This is a genomic window from Pseudomonas fluorescens NCIMB 11764 (genome assembly GCF_000293885.2).
GTDB lineage: Bacteria > Pseudomonadota > Gammaproteobacteria > Pseudomonadales > Pseudomonadaceae > Aquipseudomonas > Aquipseudomonas fluorescens_B.
On sequence record NZ_CP010945.1, the window covers coordinates 1,037,898 to 1,060,752 of the forward strand.

20 protein-coding genes are annotated in these 22,855 nt (G+C 54.9%); 3 read left to right on the forward strand and 17 right to left on the reverse strand.

All coding sequences use genetic code 11. The annotated features are described in order from the left end of the window. Window positions 1-9 precede the first annotated feature (9 nt). The 3 genes from B723_RS04810 to B723_RS04820 form a co-directional block, all read right to left on the reverse strand. Window positions 10-2,040: a pyridoxamine 5'-phosphate oxidase family protein gene (locus B723_RS04810; protein ID WP_017341621.1), complete on the reverse strand. Its 2,031-nt coding sequence runs from the start codon at window positions 2,038-2,040 to the stop codon at window positions 10-12. Window positions 2,041-2,101: 61 nt separating this feature from the next. Then, window positions 2,102-2,728, reverse strand: coding sequence for a glutathione S-transferase family protein (locus B723_RS04815; protein ID WP_017341622.1), 627 nt, complete (start codon window positions 2,726-2,728; stop codon window positions 2,102-2,104). 131 nt (window positions 2,729-2,859) lie between these two features. Continuing rightward, a complete protein-coding gene (locus B723_RS04820; RefSeq protein WP_017341623.1) occupies window positions 2,860-3,762 on the reverse strand; it encodes a LysR family transcriptional regulator in 903 nt (300 codons plus the stop codon). A 111-nt stretch (window positions 3,763-3,873) separates the two neighbouring features. Between B723_RS04820 and ppk2 the strand changes: the two genes are divergently transcribed. Further along, window positions 3,874-4,695, forward strand: a complete 822-nt coding sequence (gene ppk2 / locus B723_RS04825) for a polyphosphate kinase 2 (protein ID WP_017341624.1) — start codon at window positions 3,874-3,876, stop codon at window positions 4,693-4,695. A 275-nt stretch (window positions 4,696-4,970) separates the two neighbouring features. On the opposite strand, the gene B723_RS32825 is transcribed toward ppk2, so the two are convergent. Next, window positions 4,971-5,363 (reverse strand): DUF6957 family protein, encoded by a 393-nt coding sequence (locus B723_RS32825; RefSeq protein WP_074059250.1) that lies wholly within the window; start codon window positions 5,361-5,363, stop codon window positions 4,971-4,973. Window positions 5,364-5,725: 362 nt separating this feature from the next. Then, window positions 5,726-6,364, reverse strand: coding sequence for an antitoxin Xre/MbcA/ParS toxin-binding domain-containing protein (locus B723_RS04830; RefSeq protein WP_228758830.1), 639 nt, complete (start codon window positions 6,362-6,364; stop codon window positions 5,726-5,728). A 227-nt stretch (window positions 6,365-6,591) separates the two neighbouring features. Here B723_RS04830 and B723_RS04835 point away from each other — a divergent pair, with 227 nt between their 5' ends. Continuing rightward, the gene (locus B723_RS04835) at window positions 6,592-7,140 is read left to right on the forward strand and encodes a 3'-5' exonuclease (protein ID WP_017341626.1); all 549 of its coding nucleotides are present in this window, start codon (window positions 6,592-6,594) and stop codon (window positions 7,138-7,140) included. Window positions 7,141-7,168: 28 nt separating this feature from the next. Here B723_RS04835 and B723_RS04840 read toward each other — a convergent pair whose 3' ends face one another. From B723_RS04840 to B723_RS04890, 12 genes are all read right to left on the reverse strand, one after another. Continuing rightward, on the reverse strand, window positions 7,169-7,651 hold the full coding sequence (locus B723_RS04840; RefSeq protein WP_017341627.1) for a Mov34/MPN/PAD-1 family protein: 483 nt from the start codon (window positions 7,649-7,651) through the stop codon (window positions 7,169-7,171). Next, a complete protein-coding gene (locus B723_RS04845) occupies window positions 7,648-9,432 on the reverse strand; it encodes a HesA/MoeB/ThiF family protein (protein ID WP_031319187.1) in 1,785 nt (594 codons plus the stop codon). The genes B723_RS04840 and B723_RS04845 overlap by 4 nt, the downstream gene beginning before the upstream one ends. Further along, entirely contained in the window at window positions 9,416-10,666 is a 1,251-nt protein-coding gene (locus B723_RS04850) for a nucleotidyltransferase domain-containing protein (RefSeq protein WP_017341629.1), read from the reverse strand. Before B723_RS04850 ends, B723_RS04845 begins: the two co-directional genes overlap by 17 nt. Further along, a complete protein-coding gene (locus tag B723_RS04855) occupies window positions 10,666-11,832 on the reverse strand; it encodes an SAVED domain-containing protein (protein WP_017341630.1) in 1,167 nt (388 codons plus the stop codon). Before B723_RS04855 ends, B723_RS04850 begins: the two co-directional genes overlap by 1 nt. A gap of 291 nt (window positions 11,833-12,123) precedes the next feature. Next, window positions 12,124-15,267 (reverse strand): efflux RND transporter permease subunit, encoded by a 3,144-nt coding sequence (locus B723_RS04860; RefSeq protein ID WP_031319188.1) that lies wholly within the window; start codon window positions 15,265-15,267, stop codon window positions 12,124-12,126. Next, a complete protein-coding gene (locus B723_RS04865) occupies window positions 15,264-16,748 on the reverse strand; it encodes an efflux RND transporter periplasmic adaptor subunit (protein ID WP_017341632.1) in 1,485 nt (494 codons plus the stop codon). The genes B723_RS04860 and B723_RS04865 overlap by 4 nt, the downstream gene beginning before the upstream one ends. Next, complete coding sequence (locus B723_RS04870) at window positions 16,745-18,001, reverse strand: TolC family protein (protein ID WP_017341633.1); 1,257 nt, start codon at window positions 17,999-18,001, stop codon at window positions 16,745-16,747. Before B723_RS04870 ends, B723_RS04865 begins: the two co-directional genes overlap by 4 nt. Window positions 18,002-18,100: 99 nt before the next feature. Then, complete coding sequence (locus B723_RS33590) at window positions 18,101-18,442, reverse strand: hypothetical protein (RefSeq protein ID WP_080995097.1); 342 nt, start codon at window positions 18,440-18,442, stop codon at window positions 18,101-18,103. A 74-nt stretch (window positions 18,443-18,516) separates the two neighbouring features. Further along, window positions 18,517-19,455: a copper homeostasis membrane protein CopD gene (gene copD / locus B723_RS04875; RefSeq protein WP_017341634.1), complete on the reverse strand. Its 939-nt coding sequence runs from the start codon at window positions 19,453-19,455 to the stop codon at window positions 18,517-18,519. 3 nt (window positions 19,456-19,458) lie between these two features. Continuing rightward, window positions 19,459-19,842 carry a copper homeostasis periplasmic binding protein CopC gene (gene copC, locus B723_RS04880; protein WP_017341635.1) on the reverse strand — a complete coding sequence of 128 codons (384 nt, stop codon included), beginning with the start codon at window positions 19,840-19,842 and terminating at the stop codon, window positions 19,459-19,461. 339 nt (window positions 19,843-20,181) lie between these two features. Further along, complete coding sequence (gene copS / locus B723_RS04885; RefSeq protein WP_031319189.1) at window positions 20,182-21,570, reverse strand: copper resistance membrane spanning protein CopS; 1,389 nt, start codon at window positions 21,568-21,570, stop codon at window positions 20,182-20,184. Then, on the reverse strand, window positions 21,567-22,262 hold the full coding sequence (locus tag B723_RS04890) for a heavy metal response regulator transcription factor (RefSeq protein ID WP_017341638.1): 696 nt from the start codon (window positions 22,260-22,262) through the stop codon (window positions 21,567-21,569). The genes copS and B723_RS04890 overlap by 4 nt, the downstream gene beginning before the upstream one ends. 206 nt (window positions 22,263-22,468) lie before the next feature. On the opposite strand from B723_RS04890, the gene B723_RS04895 reads away from it, so the two are divergent. Beyond that, window positions 22,469-22,822, forward strand: a complete 354-nt coding sequence (locus B723_RS04895) for a co-regulatory protein PtrA N-terminal domain-containing protein (protein WP_017341639.1) — start codon at window positions 22,469-22,471, stop codon at window positions 22,820-22,822. The last annotated feature ends 33 nt before the right edge of the window (window positions 22,823-22,855 follow it).

Consider the following 22,855-nt stretch of genomic DNA (forward strand, 5'->3'; position numbering starts at 1 on the left):
CGTGAGATGCTACAGGTCGAGCACCAAAGGCTGCGAGCCCTGCGCCGGAATCGCACAACAAATCAGGACGCTTCCTTCATCCGGCACTTCCGCTGGCGGCTGTGGATAATTCACCTGGCCGCTGATCAGGCGGGTCTTGCAGGTCCCACAGGAGCCGCCGCGGCAACTGAATTCCGGACGCAAGCCACGGCTTTCCGCCAACTCCAGCAAACTGCCGCCATCGGGTTGCCAGCGGGCTTCTTTGGCCGAGCGCTGGAACACCACCGGCACCGAGGTGGTTGCGCCGGGCGGTTGCTCGATGACCACCGCGTCGGGGTCCGGCTGGCGACGCAAGGTCGACGGGCCGAAGGTTTCGGCGTGAATCCTGCTGTCACGGATGTCCAGTCCCCGAAGGCTGTCGTACAGCCCTTGGGTAAAACTGCCCGGGCCGCAGAGGACAAAGTCCAGCTGATCGTAGTCCTCCTCTTCAAGGATGGACTGGAGCAAAGCCGTGTCGATCCGTCCGGTCAAATCAAAGTCTTCGCCCTCGTGAGCATCGGCCTCCGGCTGACTGAGCAGACGCAGCACCCGCACCGCGCCACCCGCACTCTCGAGCAGGCGATCGAGCTCGGGTCGAAACGGTTGATCGGCCAACGTGCGCGAACTCTGGAAAAACCATGTCGGACGAATGTGCCGGGTGCGCAGGCCTTGATACACCACCTCCCGCACCATCGACAGCAGCGGCGTAATACCTACCCCGGCAGCCAACAACACCAGCGGCCGACGTTCATGGGCTGCCACGGTGAAATGCCCCTGCGGTGCACGGGCTTCCAGCAGATCACCGACTCGAACCTGCTCATGCAGGTACGACGACACCAGCCCTTCACGTTTTACGCTGATGCGGAAAAAGTCATCGGACGGCGCGCTCGACAAGCTGTAAGTGCGAATATGCACCTCATCGCCAATGTTGAACCGCAGTGGCAAATGCTGCCCCGCCTGAAATACCGGCAACCCTGCGTCATCGGCGGGCTCCAGATAGATTGAGCGGATGTTGTGGCTTTCCGCTTCGATCCGCGCCACTCGCAGCGGCCGCCAACGATCACCCAGGGCCTGGGCTTGCAGACGGGCGCTGGCCTGTTCCCAGGTGCCGGTCAGCAGACTGGTGGGTGAAACGCCATCGAAGCGCCAACGCAAAGCCAACGCGGCCGGCCGGCGCACCACCTGCTCCACCTCGAATGTCCACAGGCGCTCGGCGCCTTGAAAGGCTTCGACCTGCGGGCCTTCAAGGATGACTTCGGTACGACCACTGAGGTGCAGCAAGTCGCCCGAGTTGAAATCGATAAACAGCAAACCTGCCCGGGGATTGATCAGCAGATTGCCCAAGGTATTGAAGAACAGGTTGCCGGCGAAGTCCGGGATGGTGAGGCGATTACCTTCCACCCGTACGAAACCGGATTGGCCGCCGCGGTGGGAAACGTCCACTGAGCGCTGGCCATCAATATCCACATAACTCGCGACGAACAACGTGTCGGCGTCGGCGATCATGGCTTTGGCCGCGTCATCCAGGCCATTCAGGTGTTGCGCAATGCGCGTCGCCGGATCCGCCAGCGGCACCGAGCGAAACTGGCGCAATTGAATGTATTGCGGACAGTTGCCGAAGGACTGTTCGACCGTGACAGCAAAACCCTCCGCCGTTACGGCGCCGACGCGACCATTGAGGCGGTTGCGCCGCCGTGTATGCAATTCGATTCCCAGCAATCCGATCGCCGCGCCATCGCGCAATTGCGCAGGGTCATCCGCCCCCGGCAGGCTGTTGAACTGCAACGCATCCGGCTCGGGCGAGTGGGCGAAACCCGGTGGCCCTTCGAGAATGCTGGCCCAAGGATTACCGTCGGCGTCCACCGCGCCGTACAGCATGAACGGCAGTTGCTCATAGAATGTACGGTGCTGGTCCGGCATCTCGGTGCGAACCACCCGACGCCCCAACGTCTCCATTCGCTCGGCAACACCGACGTGTGCCTGCATCTGTTTCTCGCCAGCGTGCCAAGGTGAACGGTCCATAACGGCTTCTCCCCGCGCCATGAGCGCAGTGTGGACGGCCCGACAAGGTCGGGCCGCAGCATCAGGCAGTTTTTTGCAGGCCGACGACGGTGCGCGGCATACCAACAAAACCAGGCAAGGCTTCGATACGCGCGAGCCAGGCTCGTACATTGGCGTAGTTTTCGAGCGACACATTGCCTTCGGGCGCATGGGCGATGTAGCTGTAGGCCGCGACGTCGGCAATGGTCGGTTCGGTGCCAACCAGATAAGGCGAAGCCGCCAGTTCCTGATCGATCTGTTTGAGCCAGATGTGAGAGTAGGCAATCACCTCTTCAGCGTTATATGCCGCACCAAACACAGTGATCAGCCTTGCCCTGGCCGGACCAAAGGCAATCGGGCCGGCCGCCACAGACAACCAGCGTTGCACCTTCGCCGCGCCAACCGGGTCGGCCGGCAACCAGCGACCGTTGCCATATTTTTGCGCCAGATAAACCAGGATTGCGTTGGAGTCGGCCAGCACCACGCCTTGATCATCAATGGCCGGAACCTGCCCGAAAGGATTAATCGCCAGGTAATCCGGCTGTTTGTGCGCACCTTTGGCCAGATCAACCAGGATAAGCTCGGTCGGCAGTTGCAGCAGGGACAGCATCAGTTCCACACGGTGAGCATGGCCGGAGCGCGGGAAGTTATAGAGTTTGATCGCTTGCATGGTCGACTCCACTGGGGTGATGGTGCCGTCCAGGACATATCAGCACCGATGGCCGCTATCTTCCACCCGCAACCAAAACAACAGAATAGCCAGCAAGTGCAATCCATTATTTCACCCAGTGAAATAAACCATCAGCCCTGCAAGTCCGGGTGTTCCCGCAAGGCCTTCACGGTGAAGTCCACAAAACTGCGAATCCGCGCGGGGGCGTTACGCCCGCCCTGGTAAACGACATGGATGGGCAGCGGCGGCAGTTCGAAGTCAGCCAAAACGATTTCCAGTTCTGCGGACGCGACTTTGCTGGCGACCTGATAAGACAGGACGCGGGTGAATCCCAACCCCAGGCACGCCGCCGTAATGGCGGCCTGATTCGCCGTCACCACCAGGCGTGGTTCCGGTCGAACATTCAGTGGCGCTCCGGCTTCAAGAAAGGGCCAGCTTTTCATTTGACCGATAGCGGACGTCGCAATAACCGCTGCGCGGGTCAGATCCTGAGGATGGGTCGGCCTGCCATGCGCCTCAAGAAATTGCGGAGAAGCACAAATCACCCGGCGCACTTCACCGACGCGAATCGCATGCTGATTACTATCGGGCAGCTCACCGATACGCACCGCCACATCGATCCCCTCTTCGACCATGCTCACCACTCGATCGACCAGCAACCCATTGATGCAGACCTCAGGAAACTGTGTCAGATAACTCACCATCACCGGCGTGACAAACAAATCGCCAAACAATACTGGCGCCGTAATCGTCAGTTGCCCGCGAGGCTCTGCGTGACTGCCCGCCGCCGAGTCCTCCGCTTCCTGCACCTCAGCGAGAATTCTCCGACAGTCCTCCAGATACCGCTGACCTGCCTCGCTCAAATGCACACTGCGGGTGGTGCGCGTCAGCAGCAACGTGCCAATGCGTTTTTCCAGCGCGGCCACTGCACGGGTGACACTGGCCGCCGACATACCCAAACGCCGCGCCGCCGCCGAGAAACCTTGGTCTTGGGCTACAGCGGCGAAAACCTGCATTTCCTGGAATCGGTCCACTGGGCATGTCCTCCATTCAGATAAAAATCGCAACCATCAGGCTGCGATTTTGAGCGCGACGTCGAAAACGACCTAGTCTGACATCACCGGGAAAAGAGTGAGGGCTTGGTCATGGCGAAGAACAAGAAGCGGGCACAAAAGCAGCCAATGGCTGACAGCTCGAAAATGAACAACAAAGACTACCTGAAAGCACTGCGCGAACTGCACGTCGAAACCGTCAAGCTGCAGGAGTGGGTGCGACACAAAGGCATCAAGGTGTGCATCGTTTTTGAGGGTCGCGACGGGGCTGGCAAGGGCGGCACCATCAAGGCGTTGACCGAGCGGGTGAGCCCGCGTGTCTTCCGGGTGATAGCGCTAACCGCACCTACCGAACGCGAGAAAAGTCAGATGTATGTGCAGCGCTACCTGCCGCATCTGCCGGCGGCTGGCGAAGTGGTGATCTTTGATCGCAGTTGGTACAACCGCGCCGGCGTGGAGCGGGTGATGGGGTTCTGCACCCAGGAACAAGTGGATAGCTTCCTGAAGGCCATCCCTCTAGTCGAGCGCGCGATCGTCGATTCAGGTGTCATTCTGATCAAGTACTGGCTGGAAGTGAGTCCGGAGGAGCAGACACGACGGCTTCAGGCTCGCATCAAGGACGGACGCAAAATCTGGAAGCTCACCGGCATGGACCTCAAGTCCTACAGCCGCTGGTATGACTATTCACGCGCACGTGACGACATGTTCAAGATGACCGACACCGACCATGCACCGTGGTTGGTGGCCAACTCGAACGACAAGCGACGGGCGCGCCTGAACATCATCACCGACCTGCTCAGTCGCATTCCCTATGAGGATGTTCCGAGGGAAACCGTGAAGTTGCCCAAACGGCAGAAGCCGGGCGGCTATCGAGAACCGGATTACCCACTGCGGTTGATTGCGGAAAAATTCTGAGCTGAATGTAAAAGGGGCAAGATCCTGTCAATGACAGCGACCTCGCCCCTGGTTACCAACAACATAGTTTGACACAGCCCCTCTCGTAAATCGGGGCCTGTAGGATGATCCGGGATCCACACGACAGCAACATAGACTGACACAGACGGGTCGCACTTCAAATACGGGGCTCGATTGGTAACAACATAGATTGACACAACAGCGAGAGCGTTCATTCAGGCCGAAATATTATGTGAGCGCGACCGGTCACTCACCTGTGCGGAAATAGTCTTTTTTCAGCACAGGCTCAGTGCGATGTCTAAATCCGTGTGCAACCTTCGACCAGTCCCCATCAGCACATAAACTGTGTTTTTTGTTCGAAATAAGCAGTCATGGGTGAAGGAAACACCCAGCGTTGTTCGGACCCAATCACCAGGCGGGAAGCGGCCTTTACTGTCTTGGATAACGGTCAAAGCGTAAACGAGAGCAGGAATTAGCTGTCTATCCGTAATGGCTTTTCGCTGACGTGTTGGAATGTCGAGATCCAATATTGCCCAATCAGCAACAAGACAATAGGCATGGGAAGGAAAATGCAGACTGGCGAGGGCCACAGCATCTGAGGTGGTGAGTTGGCACCCATCTATTTTCTCACCCGCAGAAAGCACTGAGACAAAATCTGCCAGATTCATCTGTACCTCCGGCCGATCAAAAAAACGATTCGAACGAGAAGCATCAATCAGCTTAGCTCCCATCGACACACGAGGTTCCGATGCCGAAGACTGGGCCATTTCACAGCTGGTCCGTCTTCTCCCCTCATCCCACTGAACGGGATGATTTCTATCTAGCTGTCACCGGATAAAGTGGGTTTTCGCCAGTACCCAGCTATGCCATTGCCGTGCGTGAACCCTACCTAGCGGTAGGTGCCGATGTGGGTGAAACCTAGTGCTTCATGGATGCCCGTGCATGTCGTATTCGGCAAGGCGACGCCGGTATAGGCGCATGAAATCCATGTTACTCAAGGAGCGGTAGAAGCCGTTTGGCTGCGGCTGAATCAAAATGACATGCCCTCAGACACTTGAATCAGCATTTCTTCGACTAGATGTGTGCCAAAGGTTGTAGTGACCATCGCCGATGGGCTTTCTCCCAAAAAACGGGCTTTGGGTTTGGAAAGCCATTGTTTGGCCTTCCCTTTGTCACCGAAGATCACCTCGGCCATGGCGGTAATATGTGCAAACCGGAACAGGCGATCGCTCTCATGCAACGTTAAAAGCTGATTGGCTGACAGTTTTGTTTTGAGCGTTTTGGGTTGAATGATTCTGTCGCGTTCTTCGTCGCTGAGGGTTCCATCATCACAAAGCATTTTGATCAGGCTGACCGAGAAGCCAGCTACTATCATGTCGTGAATGTCCAGATCCGAAGCATTGACAGAGATATGAAGAAGCGTCTCCAGACGCATGCGGTAAGCATGATAGACATCCTGACGCAGGACGCCAGCAAACATGGGCCGCACTGATGTTGCGTTGCACACGGGCGTCAGGACTAATGTGCCATTCACTACCGTTAGCTCCAGGTCGTCCCCAACACCTAACCTCATTTGGTCAAGCAACTCTTGAGGCAGATCAATGATGATGTCGCCAGTACCGTCCTCAGTTTTCTGGCATTTTACTATCCAGCGCTCAGTTTCACTCATGATCGTCCGGCCCTCATCCGCCATCAGAGAATGACACACATCATTATGCTTGGGCCCAGAGCTGACCAAAGGAACGCGCAATCCGCTGGTAGACAGGCACTGCCGCTGCTCGAACGCCGGATAGCGAGTGAAACAGCAAAAAATGGGGCAATGGCTATACCTGCCTTTCCACCTTCACATGGCTAAGAGCCTGAGCGTGATCAGGTAACTACACGAAAGGATATGACATGCACCCTGATGAGCTTTATGTTTCCGTCGACGTCGAGACTTCTGGGCCTATACCAGGCGAATACAGTCTGCTTTCCATTGGAGCTTGTCTTGTAGCCCAACCTGTAACGTCCATCTATCTTGAACTACGACCTGACAGTCCAAAACACGACCCGGAAGCACTGGCAGTATCGGGGCTGAGTCTGGAGAAGCTGGAGCGCGAGGGCCTCGCTCCGCAACAGGCGATGCTGACATTTGATCAATGGCTGAAATCGTCCTGCCAACCGGGGCAAAAGGTCATTTTCGTAGGACTCAATGCACCGTTTGACTGGTCATTCGTCAATTACTACTTCCACAAATACCTGGAAACCAACCCCTTTGGTTTTACCGCTATCGACATGAAGGCCTACTTTATGGGCGCTGTAGGTTGCAGCTGGCAGGAAACAAAATCATCCAAAATGACCGCTGCGCTGAAGCCACTCAGCGAACCGAACCATAACGCATTGGATGATGCCCGCTTTCAGGCAGAGCTCTTCGCACTAATGCTAGCGGGTAAAGGTAAACGCTGACCTACCTTCCACCGCACTGACTCGAAGCTCATCTGATACAGGTTGCCTCAACATATCTGCCGTCCCTGAACGACCACGCCTTGATACCTTCTGGTTTTTCGGACTTGCCGACAATAACGGCTATTGGGTGCGGCAGATCCTGCGTGTAACGTGCAGCAAATTTGGAGAAACTTCCGATGTCTGCCGGAGAGATCACCGGAACGGATTGGGGATGCGTATGCCAATAGCCCACCAGACGTAACCCTTGTTCGTTGGCAGCCTGGATTTCCTGACGGCACCGCTCCGCATCCAACTCTAGCCAAGACCAGCCTGACCGATCGGCGCGATGAGGCAACGTGGCCAAGGCCAGCAGCAACCCTTTCGGATCAACCGGGTTGACAAATAACTGTCCCCCTCGCTCCACGCCAAAAAGGCCCTGCCGATGACTATCCAAGATGTCCGCGACAGCTTGGGACACCAATAGCTCGGAATTCACCTCCGGCCATCGCCAGCGCCATGCGATATCCGTCATACCGTTTCGTCCTTATCTTCCGGCCATCCGCGCTCGAGTAAGATTTGCTGCGCTCCCTCTGGCAGTTTGGGACCATGGTATTGGCCTCCTAGGCTCAGAACATCTTCAGGCCTGTAGATACTGCTGACCCAAGATGCAGTGGCGATGTTGCCGGTCAATGCGCGTAAGGCCGTGTGCGACACCATAGAGGCGATATTGGTCATTCCCAGCGAGCCGCCTGGGATAAAGCTCTCGCCACACGCGGGCAGTGGAACAACACCGCCTCCCGGCCACTCTGTAAATCTATGCAGAAAATCGCCGACGTCCGTGAACAACTGACGGCCATCAAAGGTGCCGGCTGGTGCGAATAGCGCATGGCCTACCTGGGTATACGGTTCGCTCCAGGCTTGTAAAAGCCCCCAAGGAGCGCCGCTTGATTTGGCTCGCCATACAGTGACCTCCGACTGCCAGTCTGCTGTCGTGATCACCACCAGATCTGCGTTATCAAACACTTCTGGTTTGCTGCTCATCACCACTTCGGCAAAAGTCGCATAAGCGGTGCATTCTGTCGTCGGAAGATCTAACAGAATCTTGTCCCTCAACGCGGAGGCTTTCAGTCTACCTAGGCTATCCGCTCCCAGAACGTGCCTCCCCAGATTGGCTGACACCAAAGTGTCAGGATCGATGAGGGTAAGGTGGCCGACACCGGATCGTGCCAATTGTATTGCCACCGCACTGCCTAACGAGCCAACGCCAACACAAACGACTCGAGCATTTTCAAGGTGCTGTGCAGTACCGCTTATATCGCGGGACAGAATGGACGCTCGATCAAGCACGTCCAGGGCAGTTGCTCGGACGAGCGCCGGAGGATGTGCATTTGCGATAGCTGGCCGACGGCGCGCTGTACGCAAGCCAAACTTTGCCCCCCGCTCCTGCTGTACGCCGAGCGAGCGCACATTGAGGCAATATGTTGGAGCATCTGCCCCTCCTGGAAGCTCCAGAACAATCCATCGACTCGCCAACGTTCCATGCAGCTCAAACCATGCCAGCAATTGCTCGGCATCGTCTGGTTGAAGGTGTGGCGTGAGCCACAGCAATAAATCTTCCGGATCCGGGGTGCGGATATCCGGATAAGTCTGAAGCTTGACGTAAAAACCGGGAGTTTCGGCCGCGCGAATGACAGCGGAGCGCCCGACAACCCGTCGGTAATGCCCTTTGAGTGCAGCTACGTTCGATGCTAACCAAACCGTTTCCTGACCGGATGGCATAACCCGGCGCGGATCGCTGAGAGCAAACAACTGCGAGGCGGCCTGAGGGCGATCCAACAGTAAGAGGTTCTGGAATGACTGACCGTGCTGAAAAGACCAGTAGGTAGTGATCTCATTCTGAAATTCGATATCGCGCGTTGCCTGGTTTGATCCCATCTTGGACAACGAAACGATCTGGGCCAAGCGAGCAAGGCTGTCCTCTACCACGACCTCCGGGGAGCCCATAATGGGGCGCTCCTGAAAGCCATGAAGGCAAAGCCCCGACTTGGTGGCATGCGGCCAAACCAGCCATGGAGAGGGTTCGACGTTCAGCCGCAAGAGTCCACGGGGAAAGTTGGAGGGGAAACCTATACGCAGTCGGCGCTCCTGCCCCGTGTAATCGGTGGGCAAGGGGAAGTGAAAGCACGCCGCTTCGTCAGCCCGCGTGGGTGCGGGCTGGAGCAATGCATCGGCAGCATCCTGACCTAGGGTGTTTCGCAGTGCGGCGATTCCGCGCTGCAATGGCGTCTTAATAGGATCAGCCAAGGCGTCCAACTGGCTTTACGCTCGACTGAGAGGTTCCGCCACCGCTGGCCCCTCCGAAGAGCGAACCCATCGAAGCAGAGTTTCGAGTAGTGCCATCCGGTCGGCCGGGCATCGTCCAGTTCGCAGGGATCTCATTGTTCACTGCCGTAATGAATGCCGGTGCAATACCGAAATTCTTTTTCACTGCCTCGGCAAAGGAATCGTTGGATTCAAAACTTTCCAAACCCAATGAAACAGATGCACTGGCGTCCGCATGCCATTTGGCAAATGCTTGGCGATAGCCTTGCCCCTCGCCCGGTCGATTCCACTTCTCTGCAAAGTTTTCGCCGTTATCGGCAGGGTTGCAGACAAAGCAATCGTTACCTCTATGCGCGATGTGCTGCGGCATTCTGCGGACGATTTCCAAAATTGCATCGAGCGGAGCCAAAGGCTTGGACTGCGATTCCCTCACGACATCCAGGTATGCGTGAGTGGCCAGGGTGGTGATGACCGCAGATATGGGGCGAGTATCAGAGCTCCTTGTGTTGATGGCCCATTCATCGCGATGCCGCTTGAGCAGCTTTATGGTCGCACGCAGGGGATCTTGATCGATGTAATCCTGATAATGCGGCAATGGATCTTGTGTCGCGGCATCGAGCATCCGCTGGCTTTTGGCAACTACCAAGCTTTCCAGAGAGATTTCCTGGGCAGAAGCAACCTGTAACCAATTCGAGTAAGGGATAGGGCTGCTTGCTTTCCACCCTGTGACCCGATCCGGAACCTCCAGCTTACCTTCGCCGTTTGCTTCGCCATTTCCGTTGATCGCGCGGGCAGGCGTGACATCGATGTGGAAACCTGGATTTTCGTCGGCATAAACGATCCGGATGCCACGACGTAATTGCTTAACTTCTTCTTGAACGCGGGAGCCTTCCCTAAAACGCTGCTCAATCGCTTCTAGAACTTCCTTTGCACCAGCGCCCTGAGCGTGAGGAAGCCAAATAATTGCGTCCGCATCAATGGTGTCAAGATCCGCAGGCGCGCCGGGGATTGGCTTGATGGTCGTTTTCAGCCGCATCGAGCCTTGAACGAAAATATGGGCTTCAGCGAGCAGCGGGTTGTCGGAAGCCGAGAGGATTTTTTCCAGTTGGGAGTAGCGGTCATTGATTTTTTCGTACTGCGCTTCCGACAGCGAGATTTCCCGCGCGGCGCGAAGCAGAAAATATTCCCAACTGCTGCGCTTGGTCTGTTCGTTGCTCAAAAGCATTACATAGCCTCCTGGGCCACGGGACCCAATTGCAGTGTTTGCGTAAACCGATCTTGGTTTTCTTTGTCCCGATCGAAGATCAGGTATGTATGTTGATGCTGTGTTGTGAGCAACGCGCCAAACTCGATGGCCAATGCCGCAGGAATGGCGGCGAAGACGTGGATAGGGTCAGGAGTCAGAGCCTCAAGCTGGCTCAGTCGTATTTGAAGTGCGTCGCGAAAGGCATGAATCACCCGACGGTTCTGTACCATCGCGTAGCTTGGTTCTGGGATCGACAGCTCTGCAATACGTGCACCGGGTAGAGCGTCGGTCACGTCGCGAACTGGAACTTGCGCAGAAATGGAGAGCACCAACGCCAGTGGGCCATCGCCGTTGGGTGGAGGCGTAAACAGAAAACTAGGCGGCTCAGCAGACTGATCGGGCCAGCGCAAAAGATGCTCGCGGTGAAAAGAGAAGATCAGGCGTTTGGAACGGTCGCCGATACTCTGGCCCAACATCATCAAGGCCGGAATGTCGGCCAAGCCGACTACTGCTAGCGCGGGCGAATCGCCATAAGTGCCGCCGCGACGCTTGAGTTGCTGCTCCAGCTCATACTGGACGCTGTCTTTGACGTTCTGCCAATAGGTAGTGTCCCTGCCACGTGGTCCGGGTGCAGCGAAGGCGATTTTGATGCCTTGATCGAAGGCGGTTAATCCCTCGGCGGACATCGCAGTCAACAGATCGCGAAAGGGGATATCGTTGATCGTCTGAAAATGCTGACTCTGGACGATGAGAGGAATGGCTCTGCCACCATCGGGGGTCGTTGCGGCGAGTCGGATGCGTTCCAAGTACGCTTGGTGTAAACCACTCAAATCATTTTCAGGATACCCATCTGCGTCACGATCAATTTTGTCATGACAACCTGGGCACAGGAGCATCAGATTAGCGGTATTGTTTGTGTGCGCCTCAGCATCATGATCCGCGCGTCCCCGAGGGCCTTTGGGACTGGCGGGCAGGATATGCGCCACTTCTCCCCATTTCATTGGCTTGCCGGCACGATAATCGAACGTCAGATCCGTGCCGCACAGTTCACAATGACCAGCGGTCTGGGTCCATACGATCCGCTTCGTCTCATCATTTGTGTTGAAGCGCCCGCTTGCGGGCTTAGCGTCTTCTTGTTCTGCCATTTCGACCGACCCCCGAAAAACATCCATGATTGAAAACGATGATGGCAAGATAAGATCATATTAGGGTCATTCGTCCCGATTTCAAGAGAGATCTGAGGGTGACGAATGCTGAGTCGCCTTTGAGCAGGATGCTTTTTTGGCTCATCGAAAGGCAGTAGTGGCGGCGTTCGTTTTCTGGCAAGTGCTGGTGGGTAATGGCACTGACAACAGCGTATGTAGGACTGATGAAAACGAGCTGTGCAGCTCAAACGAGGCTGCAAGCGCAGCCCCTTTCGTATGCGTTTTTACGCGTCAGTGCTTGCCAGGCTCAGCGGACAAGTGTCGACGACGCAAGAGGTGATAGGTCGCCGGGATCACAAACAGTGATAGCAAGGGTGCCGTAACCATACCGCCAATCATCGGGGCGGCAATGCGGCTCATAACCTCGCTACCGGTACCGCCTCCCAAAAGTATAGGTAACAAACCAGCGATAACCACTGCCACGGTCATAGCCTTAGGTCGAACGCGCTGGACAGCGCCTTCACAAATCGCGGCCATCAACCCGCGTTCTGTGTTGTCACCGAGGTCTTGACGCTCGGTCCATGCATTTTTCAGGTAGAGCAGCATGATCACGCCAAATTCGGCAGAAACACCGGCCAAGGCGATAAAGCCGACCCCGGTGGCAACCGACAGGTTGAATCCCAACAGATAGAGAAACCATGCCCCGCCCGTGAGAGCGAATGGCAGCGTGGCCATAATCAGCAAAGCCTCATCAAGTCGTGCAAATGTCAGGTAGAGCAACACGAAGATGATCAACAGCGTGGCAGGCACCACCAGTTTGAGTCGTGCGTTGGCCCTTTCGAGAAACTCGAACTGACCTGAGTAGCTCAGGCTCATGCCGGGCTGCAACTTGACCTGCTCACTGACGACCCGGCGTAGATCGGCGACTACGGAGGCAATGTCCCGGCCACGCACATCGATGTACACCCAGCCTGAAGGCCGTGCGTTCTCACTCTTGAGCATTGGCGGCCCGTCGTTGACCTTGATCTTCGCCACGGTGCCAAGGGTGATCTGGCTGCCTAGCGGGGTGTAGATCGGCAACTGCTCCAAAGCGCCGAGCGAATCCCGCCACTCACGAGGGTAACGTACGTTAATTGGGAAACGAGCCAACCCTTCAATCGTCTCCCCGACGTTTTCACCGCCGATTGCGCCGGCCACGATCGATTGCACATCGGCAATATTTAACCCATAGCGTGCCGCAGCTTTGCGATCGATATCCACATCAATATAGCGGCCACCGGTCAGTCGTTCGGCTAACGCTGAACTGACACCTGAGACGTCCTTGGCAACACGCTCGATGGCTTGGGTGACGGCATCGATCTCCGTCAGGTTGGTACCGGCAACCTTCACGCCAATCGGGCTTTTTATGCCGGTGGCCAGCATGTCGATACGGTTACGAATAGGCGGTATCCAGATGTTGGTTAATCCTGGGACACGCACCACTTGTTCTAGCTCCTCAACGAGCTTTTCCTGGGTCATGCCTGGGCGCCACTGTTCGCGTGGTTTGAATTGAATGGTGGTCTCGAACATTTCCAACGGTGCCGGGTCAGTCGCGGTTTCAGCGCGGCCGGCTTTTCCGAAAACGTGTTCGACCTCTGGAACTGTCTTTATCAGACGGTCAGTCTGCTGAAGCAGTTGCGCGGCCTTCTGCGCCGATAATCCAGGCAGAGCTGATGGCATATAGAGCAGGTCCCCTTCGTCCAGCGGGGGAAGAAACTCACCACCCAGACGAGAGATCGGCCACAACGCGCTGACAAAGACTAGCAACGCAACCAGCAGCGTTACTTTAGGTCGACGTAATACGGCGTCCAGAGCGGGCTCGTAGATCCGGATCAACCAGCGATTTAGCGGATTCTGTTGCTCATTAGGAATTCGTCCGCGAATCCAATACCCCATCAACACCGGAACTAGAGTTACCGACAGTCCAGCCGCTGCGGCCATAGCATAGGTTTTGGTGAACGCCAAGGGACCGAATAGACGTCCTTCCTGAGCCTCCAGCGTGAACACCGGAATAAACGACAGGGTGATGATCAGCAGACAGAAGAACAATGCAGGTCCTACCTCGGCAGCCGCTTCAGTCATCACGTGCCAATGACGTTCACCTTTCAGTTCCTCCCCAGGATTGGCCACGTGCCAAGCCTCGACCTTCTTGTGGGCGTTTTCAATCATCACCACGGCAGCGTCGACCATGGCGCCGATGGCGATGGCAATCCCGCCAAGGGACATGATGTTGGCGTTGATACCCTGATAGCGCATCACGATGAAGGCGATCAGCACCCCAACCGGCAGGGAGATGATTGCCACCAGAGATGAACGCAGGTGCCAGAGAAAGATTCCGCAGACCAACGCGACGACGATGAACTCTTCGATCAGCTTGTGGCTGAGGTTTTCCACGGCACGATCAATCAACTTGCTGCGGTCGTAGGTAGTGACGATTTCTACCCCCGCTGGCAGACTGCTTTTCAGCTCGTCGAGTTTGGTCTTGACCGCCGCAATGGTTTCTCGAGCATTCTTACCGCTGCGCAGAATTACCACGCCGCCGACGGTCTCACCTTCGCCATCGAGTTCGGTGATGCCTCGACGCATCTCAGGCCCCATCTGAATCGTGGCAACATCGCCCAGAGTGACCGGCACACCACCCGTGCCCAGTTTGAGTGGGATAGCACGAAAATCATTGAGGGTCTTCAAGTAGCCGGAAGCCCGCACAATAAACTCGGTCTCCGCCATCTCCAGCACCGCCCCACCAGTTTCCTGATTGGCCTTGCCGATCGCCTCGGTCACTTCAGACTGCGTGATACCCAAGCTGGCCAACTTCACCGGATCAAGCTGCACCTGGTACTGCTTTACCATGCCACCCACCGTGGCCACTTCCGCAACGTTCGGTAGGGTCTTAAGCTCGAATTTGAGGAACCAGTCCTGCAAGGCACGTAACTGCGCCAAATCATGCCCGCCGCTTCGGTCTACCAGGGCGTACTGGAAAATCCAGCCAACCCCAGTGGCATCAGGTCCTAATGCGGGCTTGGCACTGGCCGGAAGCCGGCTTTGTATCTGGCTCAGATATTCCAATACGCGCGAGCGGGCCCAGTACAAGTCAGTTCCGTCTTCGAATAGTACGTAAACGAAACTGTCGCCAAAGAAGGAATAACCGCGCACAGTCTTGGCACCAGGCACAGAGAGCATAGTGGTTGCCAATGGATAGGTGACCTGGTTCTCTACGATCTGTGGGGCTTGGCCTGGATAAGGTGTACGGATAATTACCTGAACATCCGACAGGTCTGGCAATGCGTCAATGGGCGTACTTTGAACCGCCCAGATCCCCCATGCCGTGACAAACAGCGTCGCTAGCAACACAAGAAAGCGGTTAGCCACCGACCAGCGAATAAGGGCCGCGATCATGGCTGGCTCCCAGAGCGTTCCAGACGCTCAACGCGCAGACCATCTTCCGTCTGGCTGACAGCGATCCGAACCTTGTCGCCCGTTTTAAGATCCTTCATCAGAGCTGGAGCGGCGAGAGGGAAAGTCATCGTCATGCCTGACATACCCAATGTTCTGAAGGGACCGTGGGCGAGCGTGACTTCTTTGTCGTTGATCTCAACGATCTGACCATCGGCCTCATGCAAAGCGCCTGCGGTTACAGTAGATGGCGAAACGTCCAGTGAGCTTGCGACAACGCCCTTGAGACTGGCCTCCGAGTCGAGAAGGAACTGGCCAGAAGTCACCACTTTTTGCCCCTCTTCCAAGCCGTTCAATATCAGCGTTTTGCCATCGTTATCTTGGCCTAACTGCACCTCCACCGGGCGATATCGACCAGCGTCTTCAGAGAGCATGACCAACGTACGTCGACCTGTACGAATGACGGCCTCGCTCGGCACCCACAAAACACTTTGCTCCGTCGAACGATTGAGACTTACCTGCGCGGTCAAACCTGGCCTGAGTCGGCCATCCGGATTGGGTAACTCAACTCGAACGCGAAGTGTGCGACTGTCCGAACTGGTTTCCGGAAGAATCGCACTGACGACGCCCTTGAGCACAACTCCAGGGAGCGCGGACAAACGCGCTTCGGCTGCTTGCCCTACGACGATTGACCCAGCCTCCGACTCTGGTACTGCCACGGCCAGCCAGACACTGCTCAAACCATTAACACGCGCCAGCGTCTCGCCTGCGGCCACCGTCATACCTTCACGCACACTCAGCTCTTGAAGCACACCACCAATAGGGCTGGTCAGAGTCAGGTTCGGTTGAACTTTGCCACTGCGCTCAACTTGAGCAATTAACTTAGTTGGCATTCCGGTGAGCCTCAATCGCTGGCGGGCCGCTGTCAGCAAGTCAGCATCGCCACTACGCTTGAGGGCGAGAAATTCCTCTTGAGCAGCTGCCCAATCCGGCACCAAGATATCTGCCAAGGCGGCATTCACTTTCAGCACATCACCAGATGCATGGCCGTACACGCGCTCGACAAAGCCCGCCGTACGGGCCTGAATGACTGCAACGTCCCGTTCGTTGAAGGCCAGAACACCTACCACGTTCAGTGTCGAGGCAAATACCCCTCGACTGACACGAGCCAGTCGCACACCAAGGTTCTGAGTCAGGCTTGGATCAATTCGAATGCCGCCGCTGTCCCCCTTGGTATCTGCGTATTGGGGGATCATCTGCATGTCCATGAAGGGTGACTTACCCGGTTTATCGAATTTCTGTTGTGGGTACATGGGGTCATACCAATACAGAACCTTTCGATCGGCAGAGGCTTTGGCTTCCTGATCCGGCTCGACACTAGCTACTTCGCTCATTCGCGGTTGGGCTAACCAGTAACCTCCGGCAACACCCAAGGCGATCGAGATGCCGACAACTAAAGTCCCTTTCCATACTTTGAAATTCATTGAGCGGGCTCCCCGTAAGAGAAATACAGGCGAGCGCTGGTGAGAGCACGTTGCTCTTCAACGTCAATCTGCTTGAGACGGGCTTCGATGAGTTCGCGTCGGGCGGCCACAACCGAGTTCAAATCACCTTTGCCGGAACGGTAGCTAGCCATGGTGAGTTCAACCTTTTCTTTAGCCAGCGGCAACAAGCTTTCCTGATTACGGTTGACTGCACGATTGAGTCGCTCGTAGTCGGCCAACTCATCCTCCAGTTGCTGGGTATGCTCGCGCGACAGAGCTTCCCGCTCAGCCTCAAGCTGGTTGAGTTCGGCGTGCTTTGCCGCAATTTTGGGGTTTTGCCGAGAGTCAGGAAACAGCGGGAGATCCCATGAAAACTGGACGCTAACCATGTCACCGAATTGTTTGCCTCGATGCTGATAGTCGAATTCCCAGCTCCAGTCAGATTGCTTTTCCGCCTCAGCTTCACGGATCTTGGCTTGTGCTTCACGGGTCATCGGCACATACGCCGCCAATTCAGGGTGATGTTGCAGCTTATGGGAGTATCCAGAGGTTTCAATGGGCCAATCAGGCAAGCTGCCCGCCGGTTTGTCATTGGCAGCAGGGCCAATCCAGCGCTTGAGGGCCGCCCGGGCCTGTGCACGTTGGCGAACTAAATCATCCTGCTGCTCCGCCAGTTGGGCAGCTTCCTGTTTAGGTGTCACCGCATCGGCGGGTTGGGCGCGGCCACCCGCAATCTGAGATCTGACGGTATCGGTCAGAAGACGGTTTTCTTTGTAGAAGTCCTGGAACATCGCATCTTTACGCTCAACCGAGTAGCTACTGATCCAGGCCAATGCCGTGGACTGTCGGACGTTCAGACGCGCCACTCGACGCTCAGCGGACGCTCGATCAACAGCCGCATCCGCGACCTCGATACGTGCTTTGCGCTTATCGCTGTTGGGCATCTCCTGTCTGATCCCGACCACTTGCATGGTCATGAAGTCCTGGTCGATGCTCCATCTGTCGGCACCACCAATGGGGTAGTTCTGCACGCCCAGCAGTAGCTTGGGATCGGGTAGTTCGCCGGCGGGAATGGCCGCACTGGTGGCTGCTTGAATTTTGGCGTCTTGTGCGGTCAACGACGGTGCATTGTTTTCGGCCAGCCGCAGCGCTTCATCGAGTGTCAATGCACCAGCAAGGCTCGGCAATGCCAGTACGCTTGCCGCCAGGCCGGCCACGAGGGACCAACCTGTGCAAAAGCAGTTGGAGTTCATGTTCACGATTCCTGTGATGATCCACCGCGCGCTTCATAAGACATGCGCGCAGATATGCCATCCCGCTAACGCGGAATGAGGCTCAGTGTGGTACAGGAATCAAGTACGGGGAGGTCGCCATAACCCAGAAGGGGTTTGTACGAGTGGGAAATGGCTGGAGAAGGGCAGAACGATTGGACTGGACAAGGTAATAGGAGGCTTGATGATCGAGACTTGCAGCATGCCGCCCGTTTTGCATTCCTGGCCCGACTTACAAGGTTTGCCATGCTCAGCGGTACTTTTCATGTCGTGGCAGCAGTCTTGACCCATACCATCCATCATCGCTATACCCATGGTTTTCATCGGGCATGGTTCAGTCGATGCCTGAACACCCGCCATCCCGCTAAGGGGAAGCGCCAAGCTAATTAGGAAAATCAGGCAAAACCGCACATAGCGTTTCATGGGCTAAAGTGTAGACGGTGCAAATGGCTCTTACAATTCACCCTTAAGACTCCTGTATTGGCTGTTACCAACGTCTATGCTGCGCTCATTTCCATGACAGGGCTTAAAGTACCTAACCATGCGACAAGACAGATAATGATGACCGCCATTGAAAACTCAAGTTTCATGCTACGGCGCAAGGCATTCACCGCGACAGTGTATTCGCCATTGCGAACTGATCGCTCCAATAAGGGGCTTAGATGAAAACGGTTAAGCGTGGCTAATACGATCATCCCTGCAAATAGCAGGACTTTCAAAAATAGCAACTGGCCATAAGTGCTGAGCATCACCTCATCGAGGCTCGGTCCTACGATAAATAGATAATTCACCACGCCCGTTATACTGATGATCACTACAATCACCGCGCCGGCCGATTCAAACCCTGTCAGTACCCGAGCAAGAACTCGTACTTCCTGATCACCTTTCAGCGATTTTAAACGCAGCAGCAGTGCAAATGCTGCCAACGCACCCAACCAACCGCCTGCGGCCAAGAGATGGAAGATGTCGCTAGTAAAATGCCAGTAACGACGGCTCCCTTCGTCCATCGCACCATGCCCTGTCCATGCCAGCGTCGCTAGCGCAATGGCGCCACATACAGTGACAATCCAAAGACTGAGTGTCGGAAAGCGCTTACTCAGAGCAACGCCGACAACAGCCGTCAGCAACGCCACTATCCGGACCATCCAGGTCAAACCGACGTCCGTCCCCATGAGAACCATTTGAAAAATATGGTGATGTAGCTCCATGAAGCCCGACACACCACTCATAGCTTTCGCAAGCAACAACATGGCTGCTAGAGACAGAGCCACACCTAAAACAGATGTACTGTAAAGAAGCGACTCAAAATTTAAAACCGCTCCCGATACTCTCTCTTTTCCCCTCAGGCTATAAAGACCAAATATTGCCAGTCCAAATAACAGCATCAGATCAAAATATAGAGCAAAGCGAACAGCTATATTTATTGAGTCGCTCATGAATCATTTCACTTTGAAAGAAAAATTGCCGGTGATGGGATGAGTGTCAGACGAGACGGCACGCCACTCAACTTTATAAGTACCTGTGGTCAATGGCGATGCAGGCGTAATTACCATCGTCTTAGGATCTCCCCCGCCTGCAACAGCTGCTTTAACGCCCATTGGGGAGTTAGGCATGCCGGGCATATCGGTCATGATCAGCTTAGCACCGGAAAACTGAGTCGTTAGATTCTCAGAAAATTGCAGTTCAATTTTCGCAGGAGCAGCAACATCCGACCCTTCTGCTGGAGTAGAAGAAAGCAGCTTTGGATGTGCCTGAGCAACTGCACTCAAAAGCAAACCCGCTGTCAGTGCTACAGCTACGGTGGTGGTTTTAAGGAATGACATGCAAGACTCCTCACAGCAAAAGCTGTTGGTTCTAGGTTTTTGATGAGTATCTAGTTATTACTTTTACGCTTATTAAAAACACTGGCGAGCTACCTAGCAGATTCCGTGTTCTAGGGCGACCTGGACAGGAATAATCACAAGAATTCCAACGTCACAGCGCAAGTACACGATGCCACACGAACGCAAACTATTCGATTACATTTCAGTCAGCTTGGACCTGCTTTGGGACGCTGAATTTCTTGAAAAGATGGTTAAAATGGGCTTCCGTTTTGCGACGTTCACACCGTGAAAACCGTTCGCAAGACCACATAGCTGCTCGGGTGTATATGGGGTTGTTGATTAGGCATTTTCTGCACTCGCACAAGGGAGTTGTATATGAAAAGCTGTTTTTCCAGCTGACGACGTGCACCATATCTTGCCGTCGTGTGACTCTATGATTGATCGAGTGATTGATAAGCCTAGCCCCGCATTACTTGGGTTTCCTTCTCTACGAGCGGGGTCCACTCGATAAAATCGATCAAACAGTTTTTCAAGGTGCTCAGGAGCGATAGGTTCTCCAGGGTTTTCCACGGAGATAGAGATTGACGTCCCTTCCTGTCTTATATCGACACTGATACATTTCCCTGCGGGGGTGTACCGGAGGGCATTCGAGAGCAGATTAGAGATAGCCCTGTCGAGCATAAGAACGTCACCTCGGACGCTGCCTCTCCCTGTCACCTTAAGGTCGATGCCTTGCTCATCAGCCAACAAGCGGTAGTACTCGAGTAATTTCTCTACTAGCGCTACCAAGTCTATCGGTTTGTTTTCATGAGTAATCAGACCATTATCTGATTTCGCTAGAAAAAGCATGTCATCGATCATCCGCCCCATACGCTTCAGGTCATCAAGATTCGAATACAAGTTGTCTTCGTAATCCTCAATATTCCTTTTTCGAGAAAGCACCACTTCGGTGTGTGTCATCAAATTGCTGACTGGTGTTCGTAGTTCGTGAGCAATGTCCGCAGAGAAGTTTGATAAGCGAACAAATGCATCGTCAAGTCTAGATAACATTGCATTAAAAGAAAGCACCATCTGCTGAAGCTCTTTAGGAACGGCCGCTAAAGGAATCCGTTCTTTGAGCGATTTAGCAGACATTGACGCAGCGACTTGAGTAACCTGGCGAATAGGTCTTAGTCCACTGCTCGCGACCATCCAGCCCAGCGCCGCACTGACCAGCGCGCTTATAAACAACCCTATCAAAAACCAGCGTTCAAGCGTCTCAAAGAACGCCATATGTTGCGTAACGTCAAAGATCAACATAACGGTCAGCGGTTTTTCTTGTCCCGTCACAATCGCCTGCGCCGTTATTCCCCGGAACGTTTGCTCATCATCACGCCACTCCCAAACGTTGTTGTTTGAGGTCGTGCGAAAGTCTTCAGGAATATCGATTGGACCTGGATCAGCAAAAAGGGTCTTGCCGTGACCATCGAAGATCAGGGCTGTCAAATCTCGGTGAGCACCCAGCAGCGCCTCCAACTCAGGCTTAACATCACTGAACTGGTCAATGCTACTCAATCCCGTCAAAATTCTTTGGGTCGAGTGTAGCTTCTCGTTTAGCGCCTGCTGATCTAGCATTTTGAAATGATGCCGGCTAAGGCTGTTAAAACTGAGTCCAGCGACGGTGAGCACCGCCGTTACAGCTAGCATGAACATCAGGCTCATGCGGGTAGTCAGAGACATTCGCTTCATTCCAGCCCCGTCCCAGAATCCGGCGCATCTAGCATGTAGCCCATGCCTCGGGAGGTGTGGATAAGCTTGACCTCAAAATCATCATCAATCTTTGCTCTGAGCCGCCTTACGGCGACCTCGATGACGTTCGTATCGCTGTCGAAGTTCATGTCCCACACCTGGGAAGCGATAAGCGACTTAGGCAGCACCTCACCTCGACGACGGAGCAGCAATTCGAGTAACGCAAACTCTTTGGCCGTGAGATCTATACGTTTGCCTCCACGGACAACCCTGCGCTTGAGCAGGTCAACCTCAAGATCAGCCAATTTCATATGAGTTTGGGAGGGGGCTGTACTCCCTCTTCGCAGCAGCGTTCTGACGCGGGCAAGCAATTCAGAAAAAGCGAAGGGTTTTATGAGGTAATCGTCTGCCCCCAGCTCAAGTCCTTTGACGCGATCCTCGACGCGGTCTCGCGCCGTGAGAAAAAGCACGGGGACATTTTTTCCGGATGCCCGCACCTTCTGAAGTACTTCCCATCCGTCCAGCCCAGGCATCATCACATCGAGAATCAGCAGGTCATAAGCCTCGCTCAACGCGTGTTGAAGCGCCTCCTTACCATTGGTAAAGCGATCAACATTGAACCCTGCCTCAGCAAGACCTTGCTGCAAATAAATGCCTATTTTGGGTTCGTCTTCCGCAACCAGAAGTCTCATGGGGGTGGCTCTCGAATGATTGTGATGATGAGTCTGCAAGGAAATGCTTCTGCCAACCAGCAACTGACAGAAAAGTAATATTGGCTTCAGGTAGATGTCAGCGAGTGCTGTCTAGGGTTCGAGCATGAGTACTCCCTAGTACTCGACCGACGCCTCCGCATGAAACCTTGGGGGAGCCGGAAAACAGATCAAAAAGGAGCTTCCTCATGAATCATCTAAAAATCCTTATCTTTGTGGGTTCGATACTCATCTCAGCGTCTGCTTTGGCTGAAGGTGGCGCAGATCGGATTGCGGAGCGTATGGAAAGCCTACGCGACAAAGCAGAAGCGACCTTGGTGCAAGCTGAAAAAGCCCCAGAGGGAGAGCGCCATGTACACATGGCCGAGCATATGAAACTGCTGGGCGAGATCATGAACCAACTCCATCAGGATCACCCAAAAGCATCAATGTCGCCTCAGGAACATCTTTCCTGGATGGAAAAGCACGACGCTATGGTTGATGACGTTTTGAACCAAATGCAGCGCGAACACAAACTGATGCTTTCTGAGAACCATCAGTAACCGGGTACCTCCGATGGGCTGTTTGATCCGCTC

Coding starts and splice junctions, on each gene's coding strand:
- B723_RS04860 (WP_031319188.1), bottom strand. CDS start 15,267: ATGATCGCGGCCCTTATTCGCTGGTCGGTGGCTAACCGCTTTCTTGTG.
- B723_RS04850 (WP_017341629.1), bottom strand. CDS start 10,666: ATGCTTTTGAGCAACGAACAGACCAAGCGCAGCAGTTGGGAATATTTT.
- B723_RS04895 (WP_017341639.1), top strand. CDS start 22,469: ATGAATCATCTAAAAATCCTTATCTTTGTGGGTTCGATACTCATCTCA.
- B723_RS04815 (WP_017341622.1), bottom strand. CDS start 2,728: ATGCAAGCGATCAAACTCTATAACTTCCCGCGCTCCGGCCATGCTCAC.
- B723_RS04865 (WP_017341632.1), bottom strand. CDS start 16,748: ATGAATTTCAAAGTATGGAAAGGGACTTTAGTTGTCGGCATCTCGATC.
- B723_RS04890 (WP_017341638.1), bottom strand. CDS start 22,262: ATGAGACTTCTGGTTGCGGAAGACGAACCCAAAATAGGCATTTATTTG.
- B723_RS04810 (WP_017341621.1), bottom strand. CDS start 2,040: ATGGACCGTTCACCTTGGCACGCTGGCGAGAAACAGATGCAGGCACAC.
- copS (WP_031319189.1), bottom strand. CDS start 21,570: ATGAAGCGAATGTCTCTGACTACCCGCATGAGCCTGATGTTCATGCTA.
- copD (WP_017341634.1), bottom strand. CDS start 19,455: ATGAGCGACTCAATAAATATAGCTGTTCGCTTTGCTCTATATTTTGAT.
- B723_RS32825 (WP_074059250.1), bottom strand. CDS start 5,363: ATGAATCTGGCAGATTTTGTCTCAGTGCTTTCTGCGGGTGAGAAAATA.
- B723_RS33590 (WP_080995097.1), bottom strand. CDS start 18,442: ATGAAACGCTATGTGCGGTTTTGCCTGATTTTCCTAATTAGCTTGGCG.
- ppk2 (WP_017341624.1), top strand. CDS start 3,874: ATGGCGAAGAACAAGAAGCGGGCACAAAAGCAGCCAATGGCTGACAGC.
- B723_RS04835 (WP_017341626.1), top strand. CDS start 6,592: ATGCACCCTGATGAGCTTTATGTTTCCGTCGACGTCGAGACTTCTGGG.
- B723_RS04830 (WP_228758830.1), bottom strand. CDS start 6,364: ATGAGTGAAACTGAGCGCTGGATAGTAAAATGCCAGAAAACTGAGGAC.
- copC (WP_017341635.1), bottom strand. CDS start 19,842: ATGTCATTCCTTAAAACCACCACCGTAGCTGTAGCACTGACAGCGGGT.
- B723_RS04855 (WP_017341630.1), bottom strand. CDS start 11,832: ATGGCAGAACAAGAAGACGCTAAGCCCGCAAGCGGGCGCTTCAACACA.
- B723_RS04870 (WP_017341633.1), bottom strand. CDS start 18,001: ATGAACTCCAACTGCTTTTGCACAGGTTGGTCCCTCGTGGCCGGCCTG.
- B723_RS04840 (WP_017341627.1), bottom strand. CDS start 7,651: ATGACGGATATCGCATGGCGCTGGCGATGGCCGGAGGTGAATTCCGAG.